This window comes from Bacteroides togonis (genome assembly GCF_900130135.1).
Lineage (GTDB): Bacteria > Bacteroidota > Bacteroidia > Bacteroidales > Bacteroidaceae > Bacteroides > Bacteroides pullorum.
In genome coordinates this window covers 1,231,527-1,257,506 of sequence record NZ_LT670820.1, presented here as the reverse complement: position 1 = coordinate 1,257,506, position 25,980 = coordinate 1,231,527, and the positions used below count along the sequence as shown (strand labels likewise).

The 25,980-nt window shown below is 50.6% G+C and carries 20 protein-coding genes and 1 pseudogene; 10 read left to right on the top strand and 11 right to left on the bottom strand.

The window, feature by feature from the left end:
• Position 1 precedes the first annotated feature (1 nt).
• The 6 genes from BQ8005_RS05410 to BQ8005_RS05385 all read right to left on the bottom strand — a co-directional run bounded on the left by BQ8005_RS05410 (position 2) and on the right by BQ8005_RS05385 (position 4,389).
• Positions 2-736, bottom strand: a complete 735-nt coding sequence (locus BQ8005_RS05410) for a class I SAM-dependent methyltransferase (RefSeq protein WP_200806341.1) — start codon at positions 734-736, stop codon at positions 2-4.
• A complete protein-coding gene (locus BQ8005_RS05405) occupies positions 736-921 on the bottom strand; it encodes a hypothetical protein (RefSeq protein ID WP_021847527.1) in 186 nt (61 codons plus the stop codon). Before BQ8005_RS05405 ends, BQ8005_RS05410 begins: the two co-directional genes overlap by 1 nt.
• A gap of 32 nt (positions 922-953) precedes the next feature.
• On the bottom strand, positions 954-1,331 hold the full coding sequence (locus BQ8005_RS05400) for a VOC family protein (RefSeq protein ID WP_075317335.1): 378 nt from the start codon (positions 1,329-1,331) through the stop codon (positions 954-956).
• Between the two features lie 61 nt (positions 1,332-1,392).
• A complete protein-coding gene (locus BQ8005_RS05395) occupies positions 1,393-2,526 on the bottom strand; it encodes a DUF4468 domain-containing protein (RefSeq protein WP_075317334.1) in 1,134 nt (377 codons plus the stop codon).
• Between the two features lie 19 nt (positions 2,527-2,545).
• The gene (locus BQ8005_RS05390; RefSeq protein WP_075317333.1) at positions 2,546-3,268 is read right to left on the bottom strand and encodes an MBL fold metallo-hydrolase; all 723 of its coding nucleotides are present in this window, start codon (positions 3,266-3,268) and stop codon (positions 2,546-2,548) included.
• Positions 3,269-3,387: 119 nt separating this feature from the next.
• On the bottom strand, positions 3,388-4,389 hold the full coding sequence (locus tag BQ8005_RS05385; protein ID WP_075317332.1) for a 2-hydroxyacid dehydrogenase: 1,002 nt from the start codon (positions 4,387-4,389) through the stop codon (positions 3,388-3,390).
• 730 nt (positions 4,390-5,119) lie between these two features.
• Here BQ8005_RS05385 and BQ8005_RS05380 point away from each other — a divergent pair.
• The 5 genes from BQ8005_RS05380 to BQ8005_RS05360 all read left to right on the top strand — a co-directional run bounded on the left by BQ8005_RS05380 (position 5,120) and on the right by BQ8005_RS05360 (position 10,556).
• Positions 5,120-6,574, top strand: coding sequence for an OmpP1/FadL family transporter (locus tag BQ8005_RS05380; RefSeq protein ID WP_075317331.1), 1,455 nt, complete (start codon positions 5,120-5,122; stop codon positions 6,572-6,574).
• Positions 6,575-6,755: 181 nt separating this feature from the next.
• On the top strand, positions 6,756-7,436 hold the full coding sequence (locus BQ8005_RS05375; protein WP_075317330.1) for a queuosine precursor transporter: 681 nt from the start codon (positions 6,756-6,758) through the stop codon (positions 7,434-7,436).
• Between the two features lie 73 nt (positions 7,437-7,509).
• On the top strand, positions 7,510-8,190 hold the full coding sequence (gene queC, locus BQ8005_RS05370; RefSeq protein WP_075317329.1) for a 7-cyano-7-deazaguanine synthase QueC: 681 nt from the start codon (positions 7,510-7,512) through the stop codon (positions 8,188-8,190).
• Positions 8,191-8,202: 12 nt separating this feature from the next.
• Positions 8,203-8,658 (top strand): preQ(1) synthase, encoded by a 456-nt coding sequence (queF, locus tag BQ8005_RS05365; protein WP_075317328.1) that lies wholly within the window; start codon positions 8,203-8,205, stop codon positions 8,656-8,658.
• A 125-nt stretch (positions 8,659-8,783) separates the two neighbouring features.
• The gene (locus BQ8005_RS05360) at positions 8,784-10,556 is read left to right on the top strand and encodes an IS1182 family transposase (RefSeq protein WP_075317327.1); all 1,773 of its coding nucleotides are present in this window, start codon (positions 8,784-8,786) and stop codon (positions 10,554-10,556) included.
• Here BQ8005_RS05360 and eno read toward each other — a convergent pair.
• Positions 10,538-11,845, bottom strand: a complete 1,308-nt coding sequence (eno, locus tag BQ8005_RS05355) for a phosphopyruvate hydratase (RefSeq protein ID WP_075317325.1) — start codon at positions 11,843-11,845, stop codon at positions 10,538-10,540. The genes BQ8005_RS05360 and eno overlap by 19 nt on opposite strands.
• A 314-nt stretch (positions 11,846-12,159) precedes the next feature.
• Between eno and BQ8005_RS05350 the strand changes: the two genes are divergently transcribed.
• The 4 genes from BQ8005_RS05350 to BQ8005_RS05335 all read left to right on the top strand — a co-directional run bounded on the left by BQ8005_RS05350 (position 12,160) and on the right by BQ8005_RS05335 (position 18,227).
• Positions 12,160-12,981 (top strand): class I SAM-dependent methyltransferase, encoded by an 822-nt coding sequence (locus tag BQ8005_RS05350; RefSeq protein WP_075317323.1) that lies wholly within the window; start codon positions 12,160-12,162, stop codon positions 12,979-12,981.
• A gap of 385 nt (positions 12,982-13,366) precedes the next feature.
• Positions 13,367-15,787, top strand: a complete 2,421-nt coding sequence (locus tag BQ8005_RS05345; RefSeq protein WP_083610507.1) for a TonB-dependent receptor — start codon at positions 13,367-13,369, stop codon at positions 15,785-15,787.
• Between the two features lie 48 nt (positions 15,788-15,835).
• The gene (locus tag BQ8005_RS05340; protein WP_075317321.1) at positions 15,836-17,296 is read left to right on the top strand and encodes a DUF4374 domain-containing protein; all 1,461 of its coding nucleotides are present in this window, start codon (positions 15,836-15,838) and stop codon (positions 17,294-17,296) included.
• A 103-nt stretch (positions 17,297-17,399) separates the two neighbouring features.
• Positions 17,400-18,227 carry a PepSY-associated TM helix domain-containing protein gene (locus BQ8005_RS05335; protein ID WP_075317320.1) on the top strand — a complete coding sequence of 276 codons (828 nt, stop codon included), beginning with the start codon at positions 17,400-17,402 and terminating at the stop codon, positions 18,225-18,227.
• A 64-nt stretch (positions 18,228-18,291) separates the two neighbouring features.
• On the opposite strand, the gene BQ8005_RS05330 is transcribed toward BQ8005_RS05335, so the two are convergent.
• From BQ8005_RS05330 to BQ8005_RS05315, 4 genes and pseudogenes are all read right to left on the bottom strand, one after another.
• Positions 18,292-19,164 (bottom strand): PfkB family carbohydrate kinase, encoded by an 873-nt coding sequence (locus BQ8005_RS05330; RefSeq protein ID WP_075317319.1) that lies wholly within the window; start codon positions 19,162-19,164, stop codon positions 18,292-18,294.
• Positions 19,165-19,241: 77 nt separating this feature from the next.
• A complete protein-coding gene (locus tag BQ8005_RS05325; protein ID WP_075317318.1) occupies positions 19,242-20,645 on the bottom strand; it encodes a S41 family peptidase in 1,404 nt (467 codons plus the stop codon).
• Positions 20,646-20,778: 133 nt separating this feature from the next.
• Complete coding sequence (locus BQ8005_RS05320) at positions 20,779-22,908, bottom strand: cation:proton antiporter (RefSeq protein ID WP_075318964.1); 2,130 nt, start codon at positions 22,906-22,908, stop codon at positions 20,779-20,781.
• Between the two features lie 265 nt (positions 22,909-23,173).
• Positions 23,174-23,926: pseudogene (locus BQ8005_RS05315) on the bottom strand (TolC family protein); the annotation flags it as partial.
• A gap of 115 nt (positions 23,927-24,041) precedes the next feature.
• On the opposite strand from BQ8005_RS05315, the gene BQ8005_RS05310 reads away from it, so the two are divergent.
• A complete protein-coding gene (locus tag BQ8005_RS05310) occupies positions 24,042-25,775 on the top strand; it encodes an IS1182 family transposase (RefSeq protein WP_075317317.1) in 1,734 nt (577 codons plus the stop codon).
• Positions 25,776-25,980 lie beyond the last annotated feature (205 nt).

The following is a 25,980-nucleotide window of genomic DNA, read 5'->3' as shown; positions in this document are numbered from 1 at the left end:
TTCAAGCTTTCGGGCGAAGCCGGGCCAGGTAGTCGTAATGTTTTCCCTCTTTTACCAGTTCGGCTTCGAATCCGTTTTGTGCGGCGTAGAGGGAAAGGGTCTGGAAGTCGATGTAGAGCCAGTCGAACTGATCGCCTATGATATCCTTGTACTGCATCTTGAAATCTACCTCGCCGTAATAGTCGCCTGCGATGTCGATGACGAAACTTCCGTCTTCGTCTTCATACAGGTAGCGCAGGTCGCTGGAATCCATCAGAATACTGCCGCCGGGACGTAACAGTTGTTTGGCCTTCCGGAAGAAAGCGGGCAGGTTCTCCAGCCGTCCGATGATGCCGGATCCGTTCATCAGCATAAGGAGGGTGTCGTAGGAGCCGCAAAAACTTTCATTGAAGAGGTTGGCTTGTGTAACTTGCCTTACACCGCGTTTGCGCATGGCTTCTACCGATATCGGAGAGATGTCGATGGCTTCCACTTCCTTGCCGGCCGCTTGCAGGGCCAGGCTGTGGCAACCACTTCCGGCACCTATATCGAGGATGCGGCCGGTAGCGAGTTGCAGGGCTGTCCGCTCTAGCGGGGCCATCTGCTTTTCGGTGCGGAACAGGGTACGGACCGGTATCTCGTCTTCATCGAACTGGGAAGAGAATACGCGCAGCTTGTCGGCTCGTCCATGTTCCAAATAGTCGAGGATGGCTGCTCCCATCGGGTCTTTGTCGGTTGTAAGCAGGTCGGTGTATATCATTTCTTATGTCTGTTGGCGCGTTTGCGGCGGATTTCGGCTTTCATTTTGGCGGCTCCCGAATTGTGGAGGCCGGTAATATAGGTTTTCTTTTTGGCTTTGGTTTTCACTTTGGCTTCGCCTTTGGGTTTCTCTTTTTTCCCCTTAAAGACGATACCGCCCATCATAGCTTCTTCTATACTCATAAGTTTTATTGTTTACGGGTGAGGAATGTGGATTATCGGGCAGGCAGAATTTCAATCCAGTAGTCATCGGGGTCGTTGATGAAGTACAGACCCATGGCTTCGTTCTCGAAGCATACCCAGCCATTCTCTTTGTGATACTGGTGGACAGCATTGTAATCACCGCTGACACGGAAGCACAGATGACTTTCGTTTTCACCCAGTTCGTAGGGTTGGGTATGGCTTTTCAGACAGGTGAGCTCTAATAGGAAGGGGCTGCATCCGTCAGTCAGATAGACCAGGGTGAACGAACCGTCGGCTGCTTCTTTGCGGTGGTCTTCCTTGAGGCCCAGGGCTTTTTCATAGAACGCAATGCTGCGTTCGAGGTTGGTGACGTTGATGTTGAAATGGTCGAATTTGCTTTTGATTTCCATGATTGGTTTTGAATAATGGTTTATCGGGCGCGGGATTTACTGGAATCCCGCGCCCAGAGGTTTATTTCATTTGTGCTTTCACGATTTCGCCAATGTACATGCGTGGCTGGCCTTCCAACGGTTCCTGTGAGGGGAGTTTTTTACACTCGAGTACGACACTGGGTTCCTGTTGTACGTTGGGGTAGAAGCGGACGGTATATGTGGCTGCCTGGTCGAGCTGTTCGTGGGGCTGGTCGGGCGAGAGGAAGGTGTAGATGACTGCCTTGCCTGACATCTTGCCCAGCGAGCCTCCGGCGTTGGCTGTCATCATGGTCATGTTGAAGGCGTCGGTGCCGATGACGATAACCAGCTTACCTGCGCCTATCTGAATGGCATTGGCAGGTAATTGGTCGGGGGCTACTTCCTTGTATGCGCTCTGCTGCGAGGAAGGAGCGGGGGTTTGTTCAACCACAGGCTGGGCTGCGGGTGCTACAACGGGTGTCTCGGCCTGCTGGGCTACGGGCTGCTGTTTGGTGTTGATAACCGTGGTACCCGAGTTGACAATAGCTTTACTTTCTTTCTTCTCTTTTGCTTCTTCAACTTCTTCGTCGGTAAGGACCACGATTTGGTCGATGTTAGCTACGCTCAGTGCTTGGGTGGCTTCTTTGCAGAGTTCGTCGGCGAAGTCTACGGTCTTTCTGCGCCATTTGGCCAGACCCAATACCAGTTTAGTCTGGCTTTTGTTCAGGGCATAGTCATCGGTGATCCATTTTTCGGCTACATATTTTTCTTGGTCGCGGCCTTCGCGGTAGGTATAGCGTATCTTTTCGATGCGGAACTCACACTTTTCCGGTTGACAGAAGGCGCTGAGCTGATAGTTGATGAGGGTACGATCCAGTGATAGGGCGCTGGAGCTGAACACGAGCCATTCTTCGCCTATGCCTATCACCTGGCCTTTTTCTTTGTTGGTATAGACCACACGGCTGGTTTCGTTCTGGTTTTTCTTCAGGCGGAGGTCCATCCACTTCTGCATGCGTTCGAAGATTTCGTCTTGCGACATACCGGGGATGCTGAATTCTTTGCTGAATACAACTTTGCCGTCTTCTTCGGGAACGGCTCCGGCCAGGTACTTGCTGTCGTCGCGCTTCTGGGCCTGGAGCACAGTGGGCAGGCAGAGGCAGAGGACGATGAATAGGAGTTTAGTCAATTTTTTCATTACGTTCTATTTTTTGATGTTAGATGTCGAAACTTTCGCCACGGTGGTCGATCGTGAGGAAGCGGCAACCGTGGGCTTCGGCTTGCGGACGGAAGGCGTTTCCACCTTCGTAGTCGTCGCCGAAGTGCATGGGCACAAAGATACGAGTTTTTATCCGTTCCACGAACTGGAGGGCACCGCGCATGTAGTCACGGCCCATCCGGCGGTCTACGGGGAAGAGGGCAACGTCGACGGCAGGCGATTCCTGCTGCAGGTCGCGGATTTCGGCCAGGTAGTCGCCTTCGGCCTTGCGAATTTCCTGCGGAGTGGATTCCTCGCTCCAGTGCCAGTTGTTCAGGTCGCCGGCATGGAAGAGGCGGAGACCTTGGAGGTCGAGGAGGAAGGAAACGCCTACGTCGGTAGAGCCGAAGGCCTGGATGCGTAGGTGGTCGTCTTCGTAGACGCCACCTTTATTTATATAGAAAGCGTCGTTGGCCTTGGCGCGGCGGTGCTTCAGGATGTCTTTCGAGAAGATGTAGCGGATGTCGGGACGGACGTCGCGCCAGCGGAGCACTTCGGGATGGAAGTGGTCGGGGTGGAAGTGGGTGGCGAGGACGTAGAAGGCGCCGGGCCTGTGGAGCAGGCGGTCGCGCACCAATCCCTGGCCCGCTTCGGCGGACGAGTCCTTCCAGTAGTCGATGAGGATGGTCGCGCCGTCGGCCTCGATGGCAAAGCCGCTGTGGTAGATGTAGTCCAGTTTCATGCTCGTTTTCTTTGTTACACCCTGCAATATTACGAAAAACTGGCCGAAACTCCGCCTGCGGGTGGCTATTTTATTGATTTTTTTGATAGGGCGGGGGCGGCTTGATGCCACTCTCCGCTTCAGAGCTTCACCTCGTTTTCGAGCGGCTTGCCCAGGGTGAAGTCCCTGACGTTCTGCAGGGTGGTGGTGGCGATGTTGCTCAGCGCCTCCTGCGTGAAGTAGGCTTGGTGGGAGGTGACGATGACGTTGTTGAACGACAGCAGGCGCGCCAGCGTGTCGTCGTCGATAATCTTGTCCGAGCGGTCTTCGTAGAAGTACTGGCTCTCCTCCTCGTAGACGTCCAGTCCGGCCGATCCGATCTTTTTGTTTTTCAGTCCTTCGATGAGGGCGTTGGTGTGGATGAGCTGTCCGCGGCCGGTGTTGATGATCATCACGCCGTCCTTCATCTTGCTGATGGAGTAGTCGTTGATGAGGTACTTCGTCTGCTCCGTCAGGGGGCAGTGCAGGGAGATGATGTCCGAGCTGTGGTAGAGCTCGTCGAGCGTAGTATAGACCACCTGGTTCTCGCGGGCAAAGTTGTAGTCGGGATAGAGGTCGTAGGCCAGTATGTTCATGCCGAAGCCGCGGAGGATGCTGATGAGCTTCTTGGCAATCTTGCCCGTGCCGATGATGCCCGCCGTCTTGCCGTGCATGTCGAAGCCCAGCAGGCCGTGCAGGGAGAAGTTGCCGTCGCGCGTGCGCCACGAGGCGCGGTGGATTTTGCGGTTGAGCGAGAGCATCAGCGCCACGGTGTACTCCGCCACGGCGTAGGGCGAGTAGGCGGGCACGCGAACCACCGCGATGCCGCACTCGGCGGCGGCCTTCAGGTCGACGTTGTTGTAGCCCGCGCAGCGCAGGGCCAGCAGCTTGACGCCGTTTGCGGCCATCAGGCGGATGACTTCGGCGTTGGCCGTGTCGTTCACGAAGATGCAGACCACGTCCACGCCTTGCGTCAGGATGACGTTGTTCTTGTTCAGGTGACCTTTGTAGAAACGGAGTTCGAAACCGAACTCTCGGTTTTTCTCGTTGAACGAAGCCTCGTCGTAGGGCTTCGTGCCGAAGAATGCGATTGTTGTTGCCATGATATTTGAGTCGTTTTTTAGGGGTTATCAGTCCATGCGTATGTCTCCATAACAATCCGGCGGCGGAAATGTTTGCTTCTGCTCCCTCCGGCGGCGGATTGCCGGTGTAAAGATAGCGATTTTTGGCCATAGAAAGGCTTTCGGAGGTTCGGAAACTTTTTTCGCCTGCCTTCCGAAATGATATGACGGAGTGAAAATGCGACTTTTCATGCTAAAATATTAGTCTGATTGAATGAAAATGCACATTTTCATTCTGAAATATTGATATGACGGAGTAAAAATGCGCCTTTTCGTACCAAAATATTAGTACGACGGAATGAAAATGCGCCTTTTCATACCAAAATATTAATACGACGGAGTAGAAATGTACCTTTTCATGCTCAAGTATTAGTACGACGGAGTGAAAACGTACCTTTTCATACCAAAATATTAGTACGACGGAGTGAAAACGCGCATTTTCATTCCGTCGTACTAATATTTTGGCGTTATAAGGCGCTTTATAGCCTCGTCATACTACTTCTTCGACCTGCCGAAAGCTTTCCGCGGCCCTCGGCGTCACTTCAGGCGTCTGCCGACGGCCGTAGAGGGGCCCCGGAAGGGGTTGTTTCATCCGAAACGGTTTCTTTTTCCGCCTCCGCAGGACGTTCGGAAGATAAATTTTGCACAATTTCATTGCCTGTGTGCAATTTTATTGTACCTTTGCCGCCGAAATCAATAAAAATACGAATAGATGAGAAAAAACTTGTTAATCGGCACAGCGCTGCTGATGGTTTCAATCCCAACTTTCGCGGGAGGTTTCCTGACAAATACCAATCAGAATGTCCTATTCTTGCGCATGCTGGCGCGTGATGCTTCGACCCGTATCGATGCTGTTTACTCCAATCCGGCTGGCTTGGCCTTCATCGAGGGTGGCGACGGCTTGCATCTGTCGCTGAACATCCAGAGCGCCTATCAGACGCGTCAGATAACTTCCACCTTCGCTCCCTTTGCCTATGGCGTGCAGAACGGGGGCAATGCCACCAAGCTCTTCAAGGGCGAGGCTTCGGCTCCCGTCATTCCCAGCTTCCAGGCGGCCTACAAGAACGGCGACTGGGTATTCTCGGGCAGTTTTGCCGTGACAGGTGGTGGCGGTAAGGCTACGTTCAACCAGGGCTTGGCCTCGTTCGAGTCCATCATCTCCATGCTGCCCGTCTTCGGACAGAGCATGGGCATCAACCGATACAATGTGGACAGCTATATGGAGGGCAGCCAGTTCTTCTACGGCGTTCAGCTGGGCGTCACCTATAAGATAAACGAACACTTCTCGGCCTTCGTGGGCGGTCGCATGAACTATGTGAGCAACAACTACACAGGCTACTTGCGTAACATTCAGATTAACATGCCGGGTACGGAAACCATGGTACCGGCCTCTGATGCTTTCAAGACGATGGCAGGCATGGTAGCTGACGAGACGCAGAAGGCGCTGCTTGCCAAACTGGCCGAAGCTACCGCAGATAAGGAGCTGGATTGCGACCAGAAGGGCTGGGGACTGACGCCCATCATCGGCTTGGACTTCAACTGGAACCGTCTGAACGTCGGCCTGAAGTATGAATTCAATACCAACCTGAACGTGGAGAACGACACGCGTATCAATACAACCGGCTTCCCTGCCTACGACCACGGTATCAATACACCCAGCGACATCCCCGGCCTGCTCACCGTCGGTGTGTCCTACGACCTATTGCCTACGCTCCGTGCTTCTGTGGGCTACCACCACTTCTTCGACAAGCAGGCCGATATGGCTAATGACAAGCAGAAGTTGCTTTCGGCCGGTACGAACGAATACCTGGCCGGTATCGAATGGGATGTGCACAAGCGCATCCAGATTAGTGGTGGTATGCAGCGCACGAAGTATGGCCTGACGGACGACTACATGGAAGACATCAGTTTCGTTACCAGCTCCTGGTCGTTCGGTTTCGGTGCGGGCATTAAGTTGGCAAAGAATCTCAACCTCAACATTGCCTACTTCTGGACCAACTACGAGGACTATACCCGCGAAAGCAGCGACTACAACAACATGGCGCAGAAACTTCAGAACATCGGCCTGCCCGAGTCGGTGGCTTCCCAGTTGCCCAAATTGCCGGGTACTGATGTGTTCACCCGCACGAACAAGGTGTTCGGCGTAGGTATCGACTATAAGTTCTGACACTCGTTTTTCCCTTTGAAGCATTTACTTGAGAGGTTGTCGGCAGTATTTCGGCAACCTCTTTTTGTTTTCTCCTGTTGGCCATTTACGCAGAAAAGTTTATCTTTGCAGCCGATTTTTGAAATGAGATGCCGTGAATAGCGGCCGTGTATTCTAGGACAACCACGTAAAAAACAGGAGTATGAAGCAAAAAGTATCCGTATCTTTTATGCTGATGGGCATTGTGTTCAATGTATGCCTCATCGCAGCCAATCTTCTTGAGACCAAGGTCATCCAGCTGGGCAGCCTTACCGTTACCGCCGGATTGCTGGTTTTTCCTATTTCTTACATCATCAATGACTGTATTGCCGAAGTCTGGGGGTTTCGCAAGGCTCGTCTCATCATCTGGAGTGGCTTTGTGATGAATTTCTTCGTTGTTACGCTGGGGCTGATAGCCGTGTCTCTGCCTGCTGCTCCGTTTTGGGAGGGCGAGGAACACTTTAACTTTGTTTTCGGCATGGCGCCGCGCATTGTGGCAGCCAGTCTGATGGCCTTTTTGGTAGGCTCTTTTCTCAATGCTTACGTCATGAGCCGCATGAAGATAGCCAGCCGCGGACGTAACTTCTCGGCGCGTGCCATCTGGTCCACCGTGGTGGGCGAGACGGCCGATTCGCTCATTTTCTTCCCTGTAGCCTTTGGTGGTGTCATCGCCTGGCGCGAACTGGCGGTGATGATGGGTTTGCAGATTCTGCTGAAGTCGGCCTACGAGGTCGTTATCCTGCCCGTCACGATCCGCGTGGTGAAGGCCGTGAAGCGCATCGACGGCAGCGATGTCTACGACGAAGGTATCTCTTACAAGGTGTGGAAAGTGAAGGATATCTGAGTGTACCCATCTGCCTCCATCTGCGCAATCTGTAGTCGTTTTTCTTAACAGTATACCTAAATTATTATTGTATATGAACCGTGATACAGCTTTGGTTGTGTTCAGCGGAGGGCAAGACTCAACCACTTGCCTTTTCTGGGCCAAACGTGAATTCAAGAAAGTAGTAGCCCTGAGTTTCCTCTATGGGCAGAAACATCAGAAAGAAGTGGAACTGGCACGGCAGATTGCCGCAAAGGCCGGTGTCGATTTTGATGTCATGGATGTGTCGTTCATTGGTCGGCTGGGCCACAATTCGCTGACCGATACCTCGATGGTGATGGATCAGGAAAAGCCGGTCGATTCTTTCCCGAACACTTTTGTGCCGGGTCGCAACCTGTTCTTTCTGAGCATTGCCGCCGTCTATGCCCGTGAGCGAGGCATTAACCATCTGGTGACGGGTGTGTCACAGACCGACTTCAGTGGCTATCCCGACTGTCGTGACGCTTTTATCAAGTCGCTTAACGTGACGCTCAACTTGGCTATGGACGAGCAGTTCGTCATCCACACCCCGCTGATGTGGATTGACAAGGCCGAGACTTGGGCGCTGGCCGATGAGCTGGGCGTGCTCGACCTAGTACGCCATGACACGCTGACGTGCTACAACGGCATTCCCGGCGACGGATGCGGACATTGTCCTGCCTGCAAGCTCCGCCGTGAAGGGCTGGAAAAATACCTGGCGAACAAAAATATGTACCTCAAAAAGAAATTTCTTTAAACCATCCGAACAATGACTGAACTGAAAGACCAACTGACCCTGCTGGGCCGCAAGACCGAGTATAAGCAGGACTATGCTCCCGAAGTACTCGAAGCTTTCGACAACAAACATCCCGAGAACGATTACTGGGTGCGTTTCAACTGCCCCGAATTCACCAGTCTGTGCCCCATCACCGGGCAGCCCGACTTTGCCGAGATACGCATCTCCTACATCCCCGATGTGAAGATGGTAGAGAGCAAGAGTCTCAAGCTTTATCTCTTCAGCTTCCGTAACCACGGCGCTTTCCACGAAGACTGTGTGAACATCATCATGAAGGATCTCATCCGCCTGATGAATCCCAAGTACATCGAAGTGACAGGCCTGTTCACTCCTCGTGGCGGTATCTCCATTTATCCGTATGCCAACTACGGCCGTCCCGGTACCAAATACGAACGTATGGCCGAGCAGCGGCTGATGAACCGGGAATAATACGAAAAATGAAGGTGTGTCAAAAAGCACACCTTCTTTGTTTAGCACAAAGCCCCGACTTTCACAAGCTGGGGCTTTGTTATTACCTAAAGATTTTGTATCTTTAAGCCTAAAGATTTATACATATGGCAAAGATACATTTTCGTCCCTACACTCCCAACCAAACGGTACTATTTCCGCAAAGAATCGATGAAGATATTGCAGAAAACGATCCTATACGCATGGTTGACGCTTTGGTTGAAAGCCTGAATCTTGAAGGTTTCAGGAAGTTATACAAAGAATGCGGCCGTAGTCCTTACCATCCCAAGATGATGCTAAAGGTTATCTTGTATGCCTATATGAACAATATATACTCCTGTCGGAAAATAGAAAAGCTCCTTCGTCGTGATATCCATTACATTTGGTTAGCCGGTTATGAGAAACCGGACTTTATTACTATCAACCGTTTCCGTAATCGGGTGAAGAAGGAGATCAACGAAGTGTTTACCCAAACCGTACTTCTGCTTTCATCCAAAGGTTTCATCAGTCTGAATGTGGAATATATTGACGGAACAAAGATTGAGTCCAAGGCCAACAAATATACTTTTGTATGGCGGAAGAGCGTTGAGCGAAACCGTGAACGACTGATGAAGAAAATCAGTGTTTTGTTAAGCCAAATAGATGACGTCATCGCTCAGGAAAAAGCTTCGGAAAACAACGAGGAAATTGAGTTTACTCCTTCCATGCTGACAGAAATGGCGGGAGAATTACGCACTGCTCTTGAACAGACTTCAGAACCATCCACGAAAGAGCAGAAATCTGCGCTGGGAAAGAAACGCAAGCAGCTGAAAGAACTGGAAGCACATAGAGATAAGCTTCAGGAATACAATAACCATCTGGACAATCTTCAGGACCGCAACTCTTATTCCAAGACAGACAAAGAGGCCACTTTTATGAGAATGAAGGAGGATGCCATGCACAACGGTCAGACAAAACCAGGATATAATCTTCAGATTGCTACGGAAAATCAATTCATTATCGATTATTCTCTTTTTCCGAATCCGACTGACACCTTGACGATGATTCCCTTTCTGAAGTCCTTTGCCGACAGATACGGCCGTTTGGCTCATACGGTGGTTGCTGATTCCGGTTACGGATCAGAAGAGAATTACCACTTTATGTCGGAAAACGGGATGGAAGCATACGTCAAATACAATTGTTTCCACATGGAGCAGCGGCCAAGATTTAAACCGAATCCTTTTAAAGCCGAAAACTTTTTCTACAATGAAGAACAGGACTACTGCGTCTGTCCAATGGGACAAAAGATGCAGAGGGCAGGTACCAGGCATACGAAAACCGAATCCGGATATGTAGTCGAATATGCCAGGTATAGGGCTGTCAGATGCGAAGGGTGTCCGTTAAGATGTCTGTGTTTTAAAGCTAAAGGAAACAGGACGATAGAACTGAATCACCGACTCAGGATATACAAACAGAAAGCCCGGGAACTTCTCTGTTCCGAAGAAGGACTGAAACACAGAGGGCAAAGGTGTATAGAACCGGAAGCTGTATTTGGACAGATAAAATTCAACATGAACTACAAGCGCTTCCGTCATTTTGGAAAGGACAAGGTCCTTATGGACTTTTCCTTCCTGGCCATCGCCTTCAATATAAAAAAGATGTGTACCAAGATGAATAAAGAGGGGATAAATTGGCCAATTAAACACCTTTACGGCCTTATTACCACTCATTTAAGCTATTGGGAACAAAATATCGAGATTATCTTCAGAATATCGCTGCTTGAAAAAGTTAACAACGCTCTTATCGTTGATAAAGAAAAGAGGGTGAATCGCGTATTACGACACACCCTCATTCCCCAAGTAAAATCTATGGTCGTTGCAGGTTACCTGATGCGTCGGTAGCCATATACGGCCAGGCCGCCGAGCTCTTCCTCGATGCGGAGCAGTTGGTTGTACTTGGCCATGCGGTCCGATCGGCTCAGGGAGCCGGTCTTTATCTGCCCGCTGTTTGTGGCTACGGCAATGTCGGCAATGGTGGCATCTTCCGTTTCGCCCGAACGGTGGGAGGTGACGGTGGTATAACCATGGCGATGGGCCATCTCGATGGCGTCCAGCGTCTCGCTCAGCGAGCCGATTTGATTCACCTTGATGAGGATGGAGTTGGCGCAGCCCATCTCGATGCCTTTGCGCAGGAATTGGACGTTGGTCACGAACAGGTCGTCGCCCACCAGTTGGCAGCGGTCTCCGATGCGGTCGGTCAGTTTCTTCCAGCCTTCCCAATCCTCTTCGCTCATGCCGTCCTCGATGGAGTCAATGGGATATTTCGTGATGAGCTCTTCCAGGTAGGCTATCTGCTCGTCCACGCTCAGCTTCTTGCCGTCCGGGTCTTTGGGCATGCCGTTCTTCAGGTGCGTGTAGTCGTAGTAGAATTGGCCGTCCTCCTTCACGCAGAACTCGGATGCGGCACAGTCCATCGCAATGCGGACGTCTTCTCCCGGCCGATAGCCTGCTTGCCTGATGGCCTCGATGATGCAGTCCAAAGCGTCCTCCACACCGTTCAGTTTCGGGGCGAAACCGCCTTCATCGCCAACGGCCGTACTCAGTCCGCGCCCTTTCAGTACTTTCTGCAGGGCATGGAATACTTCAGCGCCCATGCGCAAGCCTTCACGGTAAGTGGGGGCACCGACGGGACGAATCATGAATTCCTGGAAAGCAATAGGGGCATCGCTGTGGGCGCCTCCGTTGATGATGTTCATCATAGGCACAGGCATCACGTAGGTGTTGGCTCCGCCGATGTAGCGATACAGAGGGATGTCCAGATAAGCGGCGGCGGCCTTGGCTACGGCCAGCGACACGCCGAGGATGGCATTGGCTCCCAGGCGGGACTTGGTGGGGGTGCCGTCCAGTTCGAGCATCTTGTGGTCGATGGCACGTTGTTGCAAGGCCGACATGCCGATGAGGGCGGGGGCAATGACCTTGTTTACGTTCTCTACGGCTTTCAGTGTGCCTTTGCCCAGATAGCGGCTCTTGTCGCCATCGCGCAGTTCGAGGGCTTCATTCTCTCCGGTAGAAGCACCGGAAGGCACGGCGGCTCGTCCCATGACACCACATTCTAACATGACGTCCACTTCTACAGTGGGATTGCCGCGCGAGTCGAGTATCTCGCGGGCTACAATCTTTTCAATCTTCATACTTTTCCTTTTTTGAATATCATAATTGTATAGGAGGAATGTCCCCCATGAATCCTTGCAAAGTTCGATAAAAATCCGTTCCCTTACAATACCTACTAATAGGGAATTTGAGGGCGTTTTGTTGCTGGATAATTCCCATGTCGGGCAGTCGGGTGAAAATCCCTAAAAATAGATATTGCCGGACAAATTCAAGCCCTGTACCTTTGTGATGTTAAAAAACATGATTGCGCATCTTTCTCACAATCGGCAAAGCAAATATGAAATTGCCTTGCTCTCACTCAATCGAAACATTCACTATTAAATTGCGATATACAATGAAACAGAAACACGAATTTAAGAGCATTGTGGCGGAAACACTGCTCATTCCGCTATACATGCGGGCGAAAGAGAGCCGTCGTGCCCATCCCATTCTGAATGATAAGGCTGCGGAACGGTTGGCAGACAGTCTGGAATATGATTATTCCCAATTCGACGGGGCCAGGCTGAGCGAAGTGGGCTGCGTGGTGCGCGGCTGGTATTTCGACCGTGCCGTGCGGCGGTTCATCGACACGCATCCTCGGCCGGTAGTCATAAACGTAGGCTGCGGACTGGACACCCGCTACCAGCGCATCGGAAACGGGAAAGCGGTCTTCTATGACATGGACCTTCCGGAAGTCATCGCGCTGCGCCGCGAACTGATACCCGAACAGCCGGGCAACCCTTATATCGCGGCTTCCTTGCTGGAGACCGAATGGATGGACGGCCTGCGCTGCAAGCATCCCGACGGGGCGTTTATCTTCATTGTGGAAGGCGTGCTGATGTATTTCTACGAGAAGCAGGTGAGGAGCTTCCTGCACCACGTGGCAAGCCGCTTCGGCGGAGGAGAAATCTGGTTCGATGTCTGCGGGACCATGATGAGCCGGCACGGCGTCAAACCGGATTCGCTGCGTAAGCACGAGGCACAAATCCGCTCCGGGCTGAGCAACGGGCACTTGGTGGAGCAATGGGAACCCGCCCTGCACCTGCTGGACCAAGCCAACTACATGAAGTTCTTCCGTCCGCGCTGGGGATTTTTCTTCGGACAGATATTGGGGCGTATCCCTTGGCTGTGCTACAAATTCAGCTCGCTGCTCGGATATAAAATCCTATCTAAATAACCTTTATATGGAACATCCGTCAGATGCCGATGCCTTGTCTCGGACTGAACCGTATCGAAGTACGGACTTGGCAAGGAATCATGTAGGATGATTGTAGGAATCATGTATGATGATTGTAGGAATCATGTAACATGATTGTAGGAATCATCCTACATGATTCCCTATCGGCTTACTACATGGATGCTGCCATGATACGGAGGAAACGGTGTCATGTGCCAGGCTTGGGGGTGAGTTGTCTTGTAGAGTTTTACCTAAATATAGGGGTTGACGGGCATGTTTTCTCAGGAAGAGTGGCGGGAGGGGCTTCTAAAATACCCATAACAGGCGATTGTGGGGGCGTGCTTTTATCCCGACCTTTGCGGCGGAATAAATAAGCACATAGAGGATGAAAACAATCGCATTTATATTATCGCTCGTGACGGGCATCGGAAGCCTGTATGCCCAAGGGCATCGTGGTGCCCATCATCACCACCACCGGGGCGACCGCGCCGTTGTGACGGGAAGGGTGACATCGACGGAGAAGGAGACGGTGGACTTCGCCACAGTATATCTGAAGGGGACTTCTTTCGGTGGTGCCACCGATGAGAAAGGACAATATCGCATCAAGGCTCCGGCAGGCGAATACACCCTGGTCGTGTCGGCCGTCGGCTATCAGACCCTGGAGAAGCCGGTCACCTTGGGAGACGAGGAGCGGCTGGTGCTGAACCTGACCATCCGGCCGGACATTCAGCAGCTGGAGGAAGTCGTGGTCGTGTCCAGCGGAGTGAGCCGCGTGAAGCGCAGTGCCTTCAACGCCGTGGCCGTAGATGCCACCGAGATGCAGAACACGGCCAAGAGCTTGAGCGATGTGCTGGCCAAGGCGCCGGGCATGAAGCTGCGTGAGAGTGGGGGAGTGGGCTCGGACATGCAGCTGATGCTGGACGGATTCAGCGGCAAGCACGTGAAGGTGTTCATCGACGGTGTGCCGCAGGAAGGCGCGGGCAAGGCGCTCGACCTCAACAACCTGCCCGTGAACTTTGCCGAACGTATCGAGGTGTATAAGGGCGTGGTGCCCGTTGGCTTCGGCACGGACGCATTGGGTGGTGTGGTGAACATCGTCACCAACAAACAACGCCGCCGCTGGCACGTGGACGCGTCCTACAGCTACGGCTCGTTCAACACGCACAAGTCGTACGTCAACTTCGGGCAGACGCTGAAGAACGGCTTCATGTACGAGGTGAACGCCTTTCAGAATTATTCGGACAACGATTATTACATTGACAACTATATCACCGAGTTCGGCGAGGACGGGAGCGAAAGCACTGACACCAAGAAAATCTATCACGTTAAGCGATTCAACGACACCTTCCACAACGAGGCTGTCATCGGCAAGATAGGTGTGGTGGACAAGTCGTGGGCCGACCGCCTGGCCTTGGGCTTCAATTACTCCAATTATTACAAGGAGATACAGACGGGCGTGTACCAGTATATCGTCTTCGGGCAGAAGCACCGCAAAGGGCATTCCTTCACGCCTTCGTTGGAGTACACCAAGCGCAACCTCTTCACCCGCGGGTTGGACGTGGTGGCCACCGCCAACTACAACCACAATATCACTCAGAACATCGACACCGCTACCTACAAATACAACTGGCTGGGCGATCGCAAATACACCGGTACGCCCGGCGAGCAGTCGTATCAGAACAGCGAGTCGAAGAATCTGAACTGGAACGCTACCTTCACCGCCAATTACCGCATCAGCCGGGCGCATACGCTGACGCTGAATCACGTGCTGAGCACCTTCAAGCGCACCAGCCGCAGTTACGTGGAAGGCAGCAACAAACTGTCGGACTTCAGCATCCCCAAGGTGACCCGTAAGAATATCACCGGCCTGTCCTACCGCCTGATGCCTACCGAGAAGTGGAACCTCTCCGCCTTCGGCAAATATTATAATCAGTATAACCGGGGTCCCGTGTCGCAAAGCTCGGACGGCATTGGTGATTACGTCAGTATGACTCAGCGGGTCAGCTCTTTGGGTTATGGTGCGGCGGGCACGTACTTCATCCTCGACGGACTGCAAGCCAAGGTCTCCTACGAGAAGGCCTACCGCCTGCCTACGACCGACGAGCTTTTCGGCGACGAGGACCTCGAAGCGGGTAAAGCCGACCTCCGTCCGGAGAAGAGTGATAACATCAACGTCAACCTCAGCTACAACCGCCAGTTTGGTAAGCACGGCCTCTACCTGGAAGGCAGCTTCATCTACCGTGACACGCGCGATTACATCCAGCGCGGACTGGACCGTGTGGGTGGCATGAGTTTTGGTTACTACGAGAATCACGGCCGCGTCAAGACCAAAGGCTTCAACGTCTCCGCTCGCTACAGTTACGGCAGATGGTTTAACGTAGGAGGTACATTCAACAATACTAACATACGTGACAACGAACGCTACGTGGCGGGAGGCACTCAGCAGGAAAGCCTCACCTACGGACAGCGCATGCCCAATCAGCCGTATATGTATGCCAACTTCGATGCCACCCTCACGTGGCACGGCCTGTGGGGCAAGGGCAACGTATTGACGCTGACGTATGATGGCTTCTACCAACACGACTTCCCCCTCTACTGGGAAGCCTTCGGCGATGCGTCGACCAAGAGCCGCGTGCCCGAACAGTTGTCGCACAACCTCACGTTGGGATACTCGCTGAAGAACGGACGCTACAACCTGTCCTTGGAGTACCGTAACCTGACCGATGCCAAGCTCTACGACAATTTCAGCCTACAGAAGGCGGGGCGGGCGTTCTACGGCAAGGTGCGTGTGTACTTTGGGGGATGATGAAGTATCAGATGAGTGAATAATTATAATCTATAATATAATGAGTTTATGAAGACTAATCAAATGACCTGGGCATTGGCTGCAGCCCTCACCACAAGCAGCCTGTTCATCGCATGTGATGAAAGCAGTGACCTCCTGCCGGACACGCCGGACACACCGCAGGCGGGCGAAACCATCAGCCGTTACGTCGTGGCGGCACAGTCGGGCGGAAGCAGCAGCACCGCCATGTACCTGGCCACGAGCGAGACGCTGGACGAAGGCACCCTCACCACCGTGGGCAACGGACTGGAGACGGAGAGCGGCTCGAACCTCATCTTCTATAAAGATGCCTACCTGTTCAACTTCCAGTACAACGACGGCGGGCAGGGAACGGCCTTCGCCTACGTCCTCAACGCGCAGACGGGCAAGGTGGAAGAGGCGCGCCGATACACCTTCAACCGCACCACGACCTACGGCACTTGGGGCGACAATGTCATCACCGCCTCCACCAACGTGGGTACGCAGGAGAACGTGACCAACGAGGCGGGCGAGACGCTCTATGCCAAGTATCTGCAGTTCAACTACCTGAGCGCCGTGGACGCCACCACCCGCACGGGCAGCCGCCTGGCGGAGAACTTCCTGGGCAACGGTGAGAGCGTCTCCTTCGCCGGCTTTGTGGAGGCCAACGGCAAGCTCTACACCTCCGTCGTGCCCATGGGCATGAGCCACTACGGCGTGGTGAAGTACCCCGACCTGGTAAGCGACTCCCGCCTGGTGACCGACCACACGGGCGGCAGCGGCAGTGGCAGCTATACGCCGGGGCAGATACCCTCGACGCAGTATCCCGACAGCGCCTACGTGGCCATCTACAGCGGAGACTCGTTCGACGAGACGCCCGTCATCGCCCGCACGGGACGGATAGGCTTCGCCAGCGGACGCATGCGCTCGCAGTATTACCAGACCATTTGGGCGGCGGACAACGGCGACCTCTACGTCTTCTCCCCCGGCTTTGGCCGCACCGCCAAGGCGGAATCCACCGTGGAGGCCGAGGACGGTGTGCATACCCTGTATAAGGTGGAAGGCAAGCTCCCCTCCGGCGTGGTGCGAATCAAGGCGGGCGCGACGGAGTTTGACGACGCCTACTACGTCAACCTGGAGGAGCAAGGCAACGACAACCCCATGTTCCGCTGCTGGCACATCACGGAGGACTACTTCCTGCTGCAGATGTACGGCAAGGGCGTGGAAGACATGGTGGCAAATTCCACCAAGGCCGACCGCAGCGAACTGGCCATCTTCCAGGGCAGTACGCAGGAGCTTACGGTGCTGACAACAGGTATGCCCGATAAGAGCCTTATCTCCAGCTTCGGCACTCCGTATAGCGACGGTGGTTACGCTTATATTCCTGTCGTGACGACAGACGGTGCCCAGCCTGCCATCTATAAGATTGACCCCAAGGCGGCAACAGCTACGAAAGGCATCACTATCGAAGCAAACAGCGTGACTGCATTGGGTAAACTGAGCGCATTTTAATGAAGAATGAAGAATTAAGAATGAAGAATTAGGCTGCGCTGTCTGTATACGCTATATGCCGCATGGTAAATTCTTCATTCTTCATTTAATTATCTTTGTCATTATGAAAAGTATTTTCCGTAAACTGCACCTTTGGCTGTCACTGCCTTTCGGCGTCCTCATCGCGCTGATATGCTTTTCGGGAGCCATGCTGGTGTTCGAACAGGAGATTACGATGTGGGCTCGTCCCGACCTTTATCGGGTGGAGCGGCTTTCGGGCCCCATGCTTACACAGGAAGAAGCTGCGGCCAAGGTCGCAGCCACGCTTCCCGATGGAGTAAAAGTGAAAGGCGTGACTGCATATCCCGACCCGGAACGTTCTTATCAGGTAAATCTTTCCAAGCCCAAGCGTGCGGCTGTGTTTGTCAATCCCTATACGGGCGAGGTGCTGGGCAAGTATGAGCGCTTGCCGTTCTTCCGCACCATGTTCGGTCTGCACCGCTGGCTGTTGGGTAGTAGGCCGGATGGCGGCGGTATATTTTTGGGAAAGATGATTGTGGGTGTCAGTACGTTGTTGTTTGTCATCGTGTTGCTGTCAGGAATCATCATTTGGTGGCCCCGGACGAAGAAGGCGTTGACCGGCAGCCTGAAGATTACGGCGCGCAAAGGATGGCGGCGTTTCTGGTACAGCCTGCATGTGGCGGGCGGCATGTATGCCTTGCTATTGCTGTTGATTATGGCCTTGACCGGGCTTACGTGGTCTTTCGGCTGGTATCGCGAATGGTTTTATGAATTCTTCGGGGTAGACAAGCGTTGGGTGTATGGCGTGCATGTAGGCAGTTTCGGCGGGATGATTACACGCATACTCTGGTTCCTGGCCGCTCTGTTGGGTGCCGCGCTTCCGCTGACCGGATATTATTTGTGGTGGAAACGCATTCGGCGAAGACGATGAGGATGTGCATATAGTAAGAAGGCGTGGAAATTTCCACGCCTTTTTTATTATATAGCGCGTGCAATCATTTTCCGATGATGCTGTTCACCATGGCTTCCGTCCCGTTGAACGGGCCGTGTGCTTGTAGCTTGAGGGTGCACATGGCGGCGGCGAAGCATCCGGCTTCCTGGTGGGAGGCTCCCTGGCTTCGTTTGTAGAGGTATCCGGCCATGTAGGTGTCGCCACATCCGGTGGCGTCCACCACTTGCAGTGTGGGGTATGCGGGTATGTCGTAGAACTGCCCCGCGGTGTAGATGAGCGAACCCTTGTCGCCCAGTGTCAGGAGTACCGTCTTCACGCCCCAGTCGGCTATGAGCAGGGCGGCTTCATGCGGCTCGGCGCATCCGGTGAGCACTTCCATCTCGTTCTCGTTGGCCTTCAATGTGTGGATGTACCTCAAGGCCTCGCGTTTCTCTTCCCAGTCCACGGCATAGACCTTTTCGCACTCCACCTTTCGCAGGAAGCCTTGTACGTCGGCAGCCAGTGTGCTTCGTCCTGCCAGGTGCCTGATGACGTCCAGCGAGAAGTCGTCGGCCAGCAGTGTGCCCAGGTGGATGATGTCGGCCCGCACGTCCTCCAGGTCGGCGACGCGGAAGGGGTCGGCTTGTGCGGTGACGCGTTGTCGGCGTTCGTTGGGATTGTCTCCGTAGATGTTTTCGAAGCTGTGTGAGTGTGTGGTGGGTACCAGCTTCACTTCGATGCCCTCGCGGATGATTTCTTCGGCCGCCGCCTTGTCTTCCTCAGCCAGTGCGCTGACCAGCAGGAAGCCTTCGGCCTGTAGCCGGCTGATGGCTTTGGCGAAGTAGAAGGCCGTGCCTCCGGGCATGTAGACAGTGTTGTCGGGTGTCACTATTTTATCGCGGGTGATGTACCCGATGCAGCATAACTTATGATTCATCTTTTTTTTCTCTGGTTTTCGGGCTGCAAAGGTACACATTTATTTGGTTTAAGCTTCGAAAACTCGATAACTTTGTTTCAGTTTTCTGTCAAATCGTTTGGAAGTGCTTTGTAAGGCGAGGTGATGCGTGCGGTCTTTACCTTGTCTGCAACGGAATTCTTCACGATGAGCATACGGGGCGATGCCAAGGTGCGGGTGGTCGTTTCGGTGCTAGGGAAACTGCCTGTTGCCATGCGGACCAGGATGGGTTGTATCAGTGGATCTGTTTCTGTGCCCAACTCACCCAAACTGCCTCCGTACGATTCTGATTGAGTATAGTCGGCGGGCAGCCCTTCTGCATCGTAGTCTTTGTAGCCTTCTGAATTACTCAGGTAGTAGGTTGTCAGCCACAGTTCGAGTTGGGGATATTGGTCGTTGGTATAGAGTGCCTGTGCTACGTTCTTGCCAAAAGTTGCTTGGCCTACTTGATAAAGATTGCCGGTCATGTAGGGGCGCAGGCAGTTGATGATAATTTCCGAAGCCGAGGCTGTATTGCCGGAAGTAATAACATAGAGATTCTGGTAACTCAGTGCACTTCCACCGGGCAACAGGTTGGCATCGAATGTATAGGTTTCGGCTTTGCCTAGTTTATCATTGCCTGTCATGGTGAGCATCGTTTGTCCGAGGGCGCTCTGAGGTGCCAGCAAGGTACCGACAGCTTGTGCTGTGGATACGTATCCGCCCGGATTGTAGCGCAGATCCAAAATAATGTCGTTAGGCTGGGTGGCGGCCAGTTGGCCGTATAGTGTCTGCCATTGCGCGATATCATCTTGTCCGAATTCGTTGTATAGGATGTAGGCAGCTTTGCGTGTTCCAGTATCAAGAAGTGTTGTCTTGAGCATATTTTGTATTTCAATAATACGTGGGGCAGGCATTTCTACAGTGCCTGTCGTGTCTATCTGGCCTGTATCGGCATTATAATTTCCCAGTATGAAAGAATGTGCAGTCGTTGGGTTGGTGACATATTTGGAGTAGTCGCCTGAACTGATTTCCGTATTGTCGGCTCCGATGATAAGATCGCCACGCTTTAATCCAGCTTCTTCAGCAGGTGATTGAGGCTGAGTATAAAGTACTTGCATGGCATAGGAACCTTGTTGCGTTTGGAGCATAACAGCTTCGAAACCGAAGGTCGGTGATTCGCTCAACGAACGGGTATCGGCGGTCTTTATTGAGTCGATATGTGAATAGGTTACGCCGTTCTTTCCGTCTTTCTCTGATACTACACTACTCAGAAACTCAGCCGGCTTCTGGAAAAAATCTAGTTCGCTTTCTTCCGGCAGGTCCTGATAGTATAAGTAATATTCCTGCATGGTAGTATAAATCCAGTTTTTAGATCCCACCAAAGCGTAATATTCACCGCTGCGATCTTGCCAACATGAAGTTGTAGCGACCAACAACATCAGGTATGAGGTTATCAGGTGGAAAAGATTTATTCGTTTCATAAGTTTCCATTTTGTATTGGTCGCAAAGATAGTGTAAACCGAGAGAAGTACAAAAGCGTAAACAAGGTTTTCACTTTTTTGTACTTTTCTCGGTGCAGTCTGTTTTATTGAGAGATAGGTTCTAGGGCTAAGTTTATTCTTTCCTTTTCCTGATCTTCAGCCATCTTAAAAGAGAAGCAGGAATGGTGTGGCTAAGTGAATTGAGCTGGTCGCTGCGTTCGTCTACACTTTCATACAAACGTTCAGCGTCTTTGTCCGATAGGATACCGTCATTCTGCATTTGCCGGATGGTACGCCGTTCGTTACAGAGCAACATGCGTATGGCTTTCTGCGTCAAAGCATGTTTGTAGGCTTTCGGGAAGTTACTCGAAAGTTTGCCCAGTACGCTATCCATCGCGTTGATATTATGTAAGATTTCTTCTCTTAATGGTTTTAGAACAGGGGCTTGTTCGACATTTAGCATGTTAGAGGTTTCTAGATCATCCAATAGCTTGAGATCTTCCTTTTGCAAGATGATAAAACCTCGTCCCAGGTCGTAGACCACTCCAATGCGTTCTTTGAAATAAAAGCTTATCCAAGAGCCTATACCTGGTATCTTCTGCATGTTGTCAAGGATAAAAGTACGATTACAGAAATTGAAGATAGACTTCCGGTTGTCTAACGGGCTGTTCCCGTCATGGTCGTAAAGTTCGTCCAGCGAGTTGCTGAGTAACATGAAAGAAGTTTTTGCAATAATGCCTTCGTCGTAAATTTGACGTGTGAGCATTTTTTCCTTATCCAACACGCGTAGTCTGATTTCGTTCATCACGTCGTTGTCTATTGGCATATTCTGTTGTTCATCGGGGCGACTGGCTATGTATCGGGTTACTTTTTTCCAGTTCGCACCATTGAGGGCATCACGTGTTTGTAGACGTTCAAAATATTTTTCGGAATTCTCGTGCAGATGGTTCTGTATTTTGTTTTCCATCATGGTGCGTGCCGTTGGAGTATATATCAGTCCCAGTTTATTCAGTAGCCAGCGCATGGTGGTAGCATTGACACACAGGGTGAGGGTTACGATGCCTGCGGTGAAGAATAGCACTTGGCTACGTATTTCTTCTGGAATAGCTGGAGTATAGGAAACCATTAATGCTAGGGTCATTCCCAATGCGCCACGTAGTCCGCCCCAGGTCAGAATGATGGATTCTTTTTTATTCAATCCGTATCCTAACCGTTTCATGATAGGGTAAAGTATCATGATCGTTGTATAGCGGAAGAGATTCAGGAAAGCATAGACGAGTAACAGAATACCGAAATGTGCCCATGAGAAATCGACTTTCTCAGCGATTACAACACCTACAATGATAAAAATGAGCGTGTTGGCAATGTAAGTAAGTAATTCCCAAAAACGGCCCATAAAAACGTTTACCTGTGGTTTAAGTCGAGGCTTTCCTACATAGGAAATGGTTAGTCCGAAGGCAACTAAGGCAATGACGCCTGAAATACCCAGATAAAATTGTGAGAGAATAAATACTAAATAAGCCGAAAGAATGATAACACTGTTTTGTATCATCTCTTCTGAATTGATGCGAGTTATGAACCAGATGACAAGGCGTGCTGCTAGGAAACCTAAAATAGCTCCTCCTGCTACAACTTGGAAGAATTCCATAACTGGAGTCATGTCGTTACTCATACCTGAAGTGGTGATGCCAAAGAACAGCATAAAACAGACGATACCGGTACCATCGTTAAGCAATGATTCTGCGTCAACCAGAGTAGAAAAACGTTTACTTGTTTTCAGTTCGTGCAGTAAAGCTACAACAGCGACGGGATCGGTAGCACTGATGAGGGCACCAAACATTAAGGCGGCAGTCCAGGTCCATTGTTCATATCCTGGAACAAATAGACTTAGTGCCATTAATAGGACGGCTGTCAGTAACATGCAGATGATCAGGCCGGGAACAGCCAACAAAGTGGCGTTTGCCAACGTTTTTTTAAAGATATGCAGATTCAATTCATAGGCTGCATCGAAAATCAGTATGGGCAGGAAGATATATAGGATAAGATCTGGGTTGATATTGGCTACACTGTCTAATGCTTGGCTGAGTTGAGAAGTATTTTGAAAAACTCCGGCTCTGTTTAGAATACCTGCAATCAGTCCGATGGCAAACAGTCCGACTGTGTAAGGGATACGCGTCCGTTGGAACAGCGATTTAAAGATAGCTCCTACCATAAGACCGGCAATTGTCAGTAGCAAAGGGGCTAATAGGTTTGTTTCTTCCATGGTATATATCATTTAAGTTTATATTCTTTTTCCCGAATCCTGTTTTTATGCTAATTGGTTTAAGGTATTTTCGGGGTTGTAAAGATATAAAATTAATCTGATAGCAGGGGCGTTTCATTATACCTTTTGGAAGAAAATCTTCATCTTTTTCGCTTGTTTCCGTAGAGGTTAATAATGTGTTGCGTAAAGTGGCACTTTAGCAAGCTAAAGAGGCACTTTACGCTGTTGAAGTAGATGTTTACAGGCACAGTGTATGTACTTATTGTTATCTGCCTGTAGCTTGTAAGTATTCCCGCTTCCTGATTTCGTATTGTGCATAGGATTCCATGTACCTGTCACGGCTCTGTTGATATAAAGTTTGTGCTTCGAGCAAGTCACTCATGGTACATGTTCCGGCCTGGTAGTAATCGTTTTGGAGACGAAGGTTTTCTGAAGCTTGTCCGATGGATTCGATTGCTATCTTTACTTGTTTGTAGGTTTCGGTCAGATTGTTCCAGCAGTTGTTCATGCGGATGATCAACATTTGGCTTTGGTCTGTAAACTGGTTTTCGGCATTGCGGATTTGTAATTTCTGTTTCTTTATGTCATGTGAGCCTCCCCACCATCCAGAAAGGGGCACGCTGACGGTCGCAAATCCCATCCAATACGAATGATCCTTGTCCATCAGATTGTCGTATATATATCCGCCACCGATTGCAATTGTTGGCAGATTTTTTCCAACAGTCATTTTGTATTGCAATCGAGTAGCTTTTACGTTTTGTTGTAACAAATTGTATTCATTGGTTAGGGGAAGTGACGATTCAGGTTGTCTGTAGTAAATTTCGGGATGTTCGGGCAGTGAATCACTTACTACTTGAGTTACATCAATACTGTCAGCCGGATGTCCGATATATTGTGCCAGCATGCTGAGTGATACGGAAAGGCTATTTTCTACCTGAATGCGGGTGCTGTGCGTTTCATTCTCTTTGAGTTGTATTTGCAGCAGGTCATTTCTGTTGGTGATTCCAGATTGTACGGAGAAGGTGTGTCAAAAAGCACACCTTCTTTGTTTAGCACAAAGCCCCGACTTTCACAAGCTGGGGCTTTGTTATTACCTAAAGATTTTGTATCTTTAAGCCTAAAGATTTATACATATGGCAAAGATACATTTTCGTCCCTACACTCCCAACCAAACGGTACTATTTCCGCAAAGAATCGATGAAGATATTGCAGAAAACGATCCTATACGCATGGTTGACGCTTTGGTTGAAAGCCTGAATCTTGAAGGTTTCAGGAAGTTATACAAAGAATGCGGCCGTAGTCCTTACCATCCCAAGATGATGCTAAAGGTTATCTTGTATGCCTATATGAACAATATATACTCCTGTCGGAAAATAGAAAAGCTCCTTCGTCGTGATATCCATTACATTTGGTTAGCCGGTTATGAGAAACCGGACTTTATTACTATCAACCGTTTCCGTAATCGGGTGAAGAAGGAGATCAACGAAGTGTTTACCCAAACCGTACTTCTGCTTTCATCCAAAGGTTTCATCAGTCTGAATGTGGAATATATTGACGGAACAAAGATTGAGTCCAAGGCCAACAAATATACTTTTGTATGGCGGAAGAGCGTTGAGCGAAACCGTGAACGACTGATGAAGAAAATCAGTGTTTTGTTAAGCCAAATAGATGACGTCATCGCTCAGGAAAAAGCTTCGGAAAACAACGAGGAAATTGAGTTTACTCCTTCCATGCTGACAGAAATGGCGGGAGAATTACGCACTGCTCTTGAACAGACTTCAGAACCATCCACGAAAGAGCAGAAATCTGCGCTGGGAAAGAAACGCAAGCAGCTGAAAGAACTGGAAGCACATAGAGATAAGCTTCAGGAATACAATAACCATCTGGACAATCTTCAGGACCGCAACTCTTATTCCAAGACAGACAAAGAGGCCACTTTTATGAGAATGAAGGAGGATGCCATGCACAACGGTCAGACAAAACCAGGATATAATCTTCAGATTGCTACGGAAAATCAATTCATTATCGATTATTCTCTTTTTCCGAATCCGACTGACACCTTGACGATGATTCCCTTTCTGAAGTCCTTTGCCGACAGATACGGCCGTTTGGCTCATACGGTGGTTGCTGATTCCGGTTACGGATCAGAAGAGAATTACCACTTTATGTCGGAAAACGGGATGGAAGCATACGTCAAATACAATTGTTTCCACATGGAGCAGCGGCCAAGATTTAAACCGAATCCTTTTAAAGCCGAAAACTTTTTCTACAATGAAGAACAGGACTACTGCGTCTGTCCAATGGGACAAAAGATGCAGAGGGCAGGTACCAGGCATACGAAAACCGAATCCGGATATGTAGTCGAATATGCCAGGTATAGGGCTGTCAGATGCGAAGGGTGTCCGTTAAGATGTCTGTGTTTTAAAGCTAAAGGAAACAGGACGATAGAACTGAATCACCGACTCAGGATATACAAACAGAAAGCCCGGGAACTTCTCTGTTCCGAAGAAGGACTGAAACACCGAGGGCAAAGGTGTATAGAACCGGAAGCTGTATTTGGACAGATAAAATTCAACATGAACTACAAGCGCTTCCGTCATTTTGGAAAGGACAAGGTCCTTATGGACTTTTCCTTCCTGGCCATCGCCTTCAATATAAAAAAGATGTGTACCAAGATGAATAAAGAGGGGATAAATTGGCCAATTAAACACCTTTACGGCCTTATTACCACTCATTTAAGCTATTGGGAACAAAATATCGAGATTATCTTCAGAATATCGCTGCTTGAAAAAGTTAACAACGCTCTTATCGTTGATAAAGAAAAGAGGGTGAATCGCGTATTACGACACACCCTCTTTTACTATTGATTATTTAGCGGTGCGGACGGGACTTGAACCCGAATTTGCCCACAATCTCATAGTCAGATTGTTGCATCGACCAAAATTTTTCTTGTAACGATATTGTAACTGTTTTATGGCAGTTTTATGTCTTTGTTCGACATCATAATGTCCGCGTTGCATATCGTTTTCAGTTGACAAAATTAATGCTTTTTTCTGTAACAGCAAAATTCGT

Bases quoted from the DNA above. Each gene is read 5' to 3' on its own strand.
- BQ8005_RS05395 (WP_075317334.1), bottom strand. From the start codon at position 2,526: ATGAAAAAATTGACTAAACTCCTATTCATCGTCCTCTGCCTCTGCCTG.
- queC (WP_075317329.1), top strand. From the start codon at position 7,510: ATGAACCGTGATACAGCTTTGGTTGTGTTCAGCGGAGGGCAAGACTCA.
- BQ8005_RS05330 (WP_075317319.1), bottom strand. From the start codon at position 19,164: ATGAATCATAAGTTATGCTGCATCGGGTACATCACCCGCGATAAAATA.
- BQ8005_RS05350 (WP_075317323.1), top strand. From the start codon at position 12,160: ATGAAACAGAAACACGAATTTAAGAGCATTGTGGCGGAAACACTGCTC.
- BQ8005_RS05340 (WP_075317321.1), top strand. From the start codon at position 15,836: ATGAAGACTAATCAAATGACCTGGGCATTGGCTGCAGCCCTCACCACA.
- BQ8005_RS05390 (WP_075317333.1), bottom strand. From the start codon at position 3,268: ATGAAACTGGACTACATCTACCACAGCGGCTTTGCCATCGAGGCCGAC.
- BQ8005_RS05310 (WP_075317317.1), top strand. From the start codon at position 24,042: ATGGCAAAGATACATTTTCGTCCCTACACTCCCAACCAAACGGTACTA.
- BQ8005_RS05380 (WP_075317331.1), top strand. From the start codon at position 5,120: ATGAGAAAAAACTTGTTAATCGGCACAGCGCTGCTGATGGTTTCAATC.
- BQ8005_RS05405 (WP_021847527.1), bottom strand. From the start codon at position 921: ATGAGTATAGAAGAAGCTATGATGGGCGGTATCGTCTTTAAGGGGAAA.
- BQ8005_RS05375 (WP_075317330.1), top strand. From the start codon at position 6,756: ATGAAGCAAAAAGTATCCGTATCTTTTATGCTGATGGGCATTGTGTTC.
- BQ8005_RS05385 (WP_075317332.1), bottom strand. From the start codon at position 4,389: ATGGCAACAACAATCGCATTCTTCGGCACGAAGCCCTACGACGAGGCT.
- eno (WP_075317325.1), bottom strand. From the start codon at position 11,845: ATGAAGATTGAAAAGATTGTAGCCCGCGAGATACTCGACTCGCGCGGC.
- BQ8005_RS05345 (WP_083610507.1), top strand. From the start codon at position 13,367: ATGAAAACAATCGCATTTATATTATCGCTCGTGACGGGCATCGGAAGC.
- BQ8005_RS05360 (WP_075317327.1), top strand. From the start codon at position 8,784: ATGGCAAAGATACATTTTCGTCCCTACACTCCCAACCAAACGGTACTA.
- queF (WP_075317328.1), top strand. From the start codon at position 8,203: ATGACTGAACTGAAAGACCAACTGACCCTGCTGGGCCGCAAGACCGAG.
- BQ8005_RS05335 (WP_075317320.1), top strand. From the start codon at position 17,400: ATGAAAAGTATTTTCCGTAAACTGCACCTTTGGCTGTCACTGCCTTTC.
- BQ8005_RS05400 (WP_075317335.1), bottom strand. From the start codon at position 1,331: ATGGAAATCAAAAGCAAATTCGACCATTTCAACATCAACGTCACCAAC.
- BQ8005_RS05320 (WP_075318964.1), bottom strand. From the start codon at position 22,908: ATGGAAGAAACAAACCTATTAGCCCCTTTGCTACTGACAATTGCCGGT.
- BQ8005_RS05325 (WP_075317318.1), bottom strand. From the start codon at position 20,645: ATGAAACGAATAAATCTTTTCCACCTGATAACCTCATACCTGATGTTG.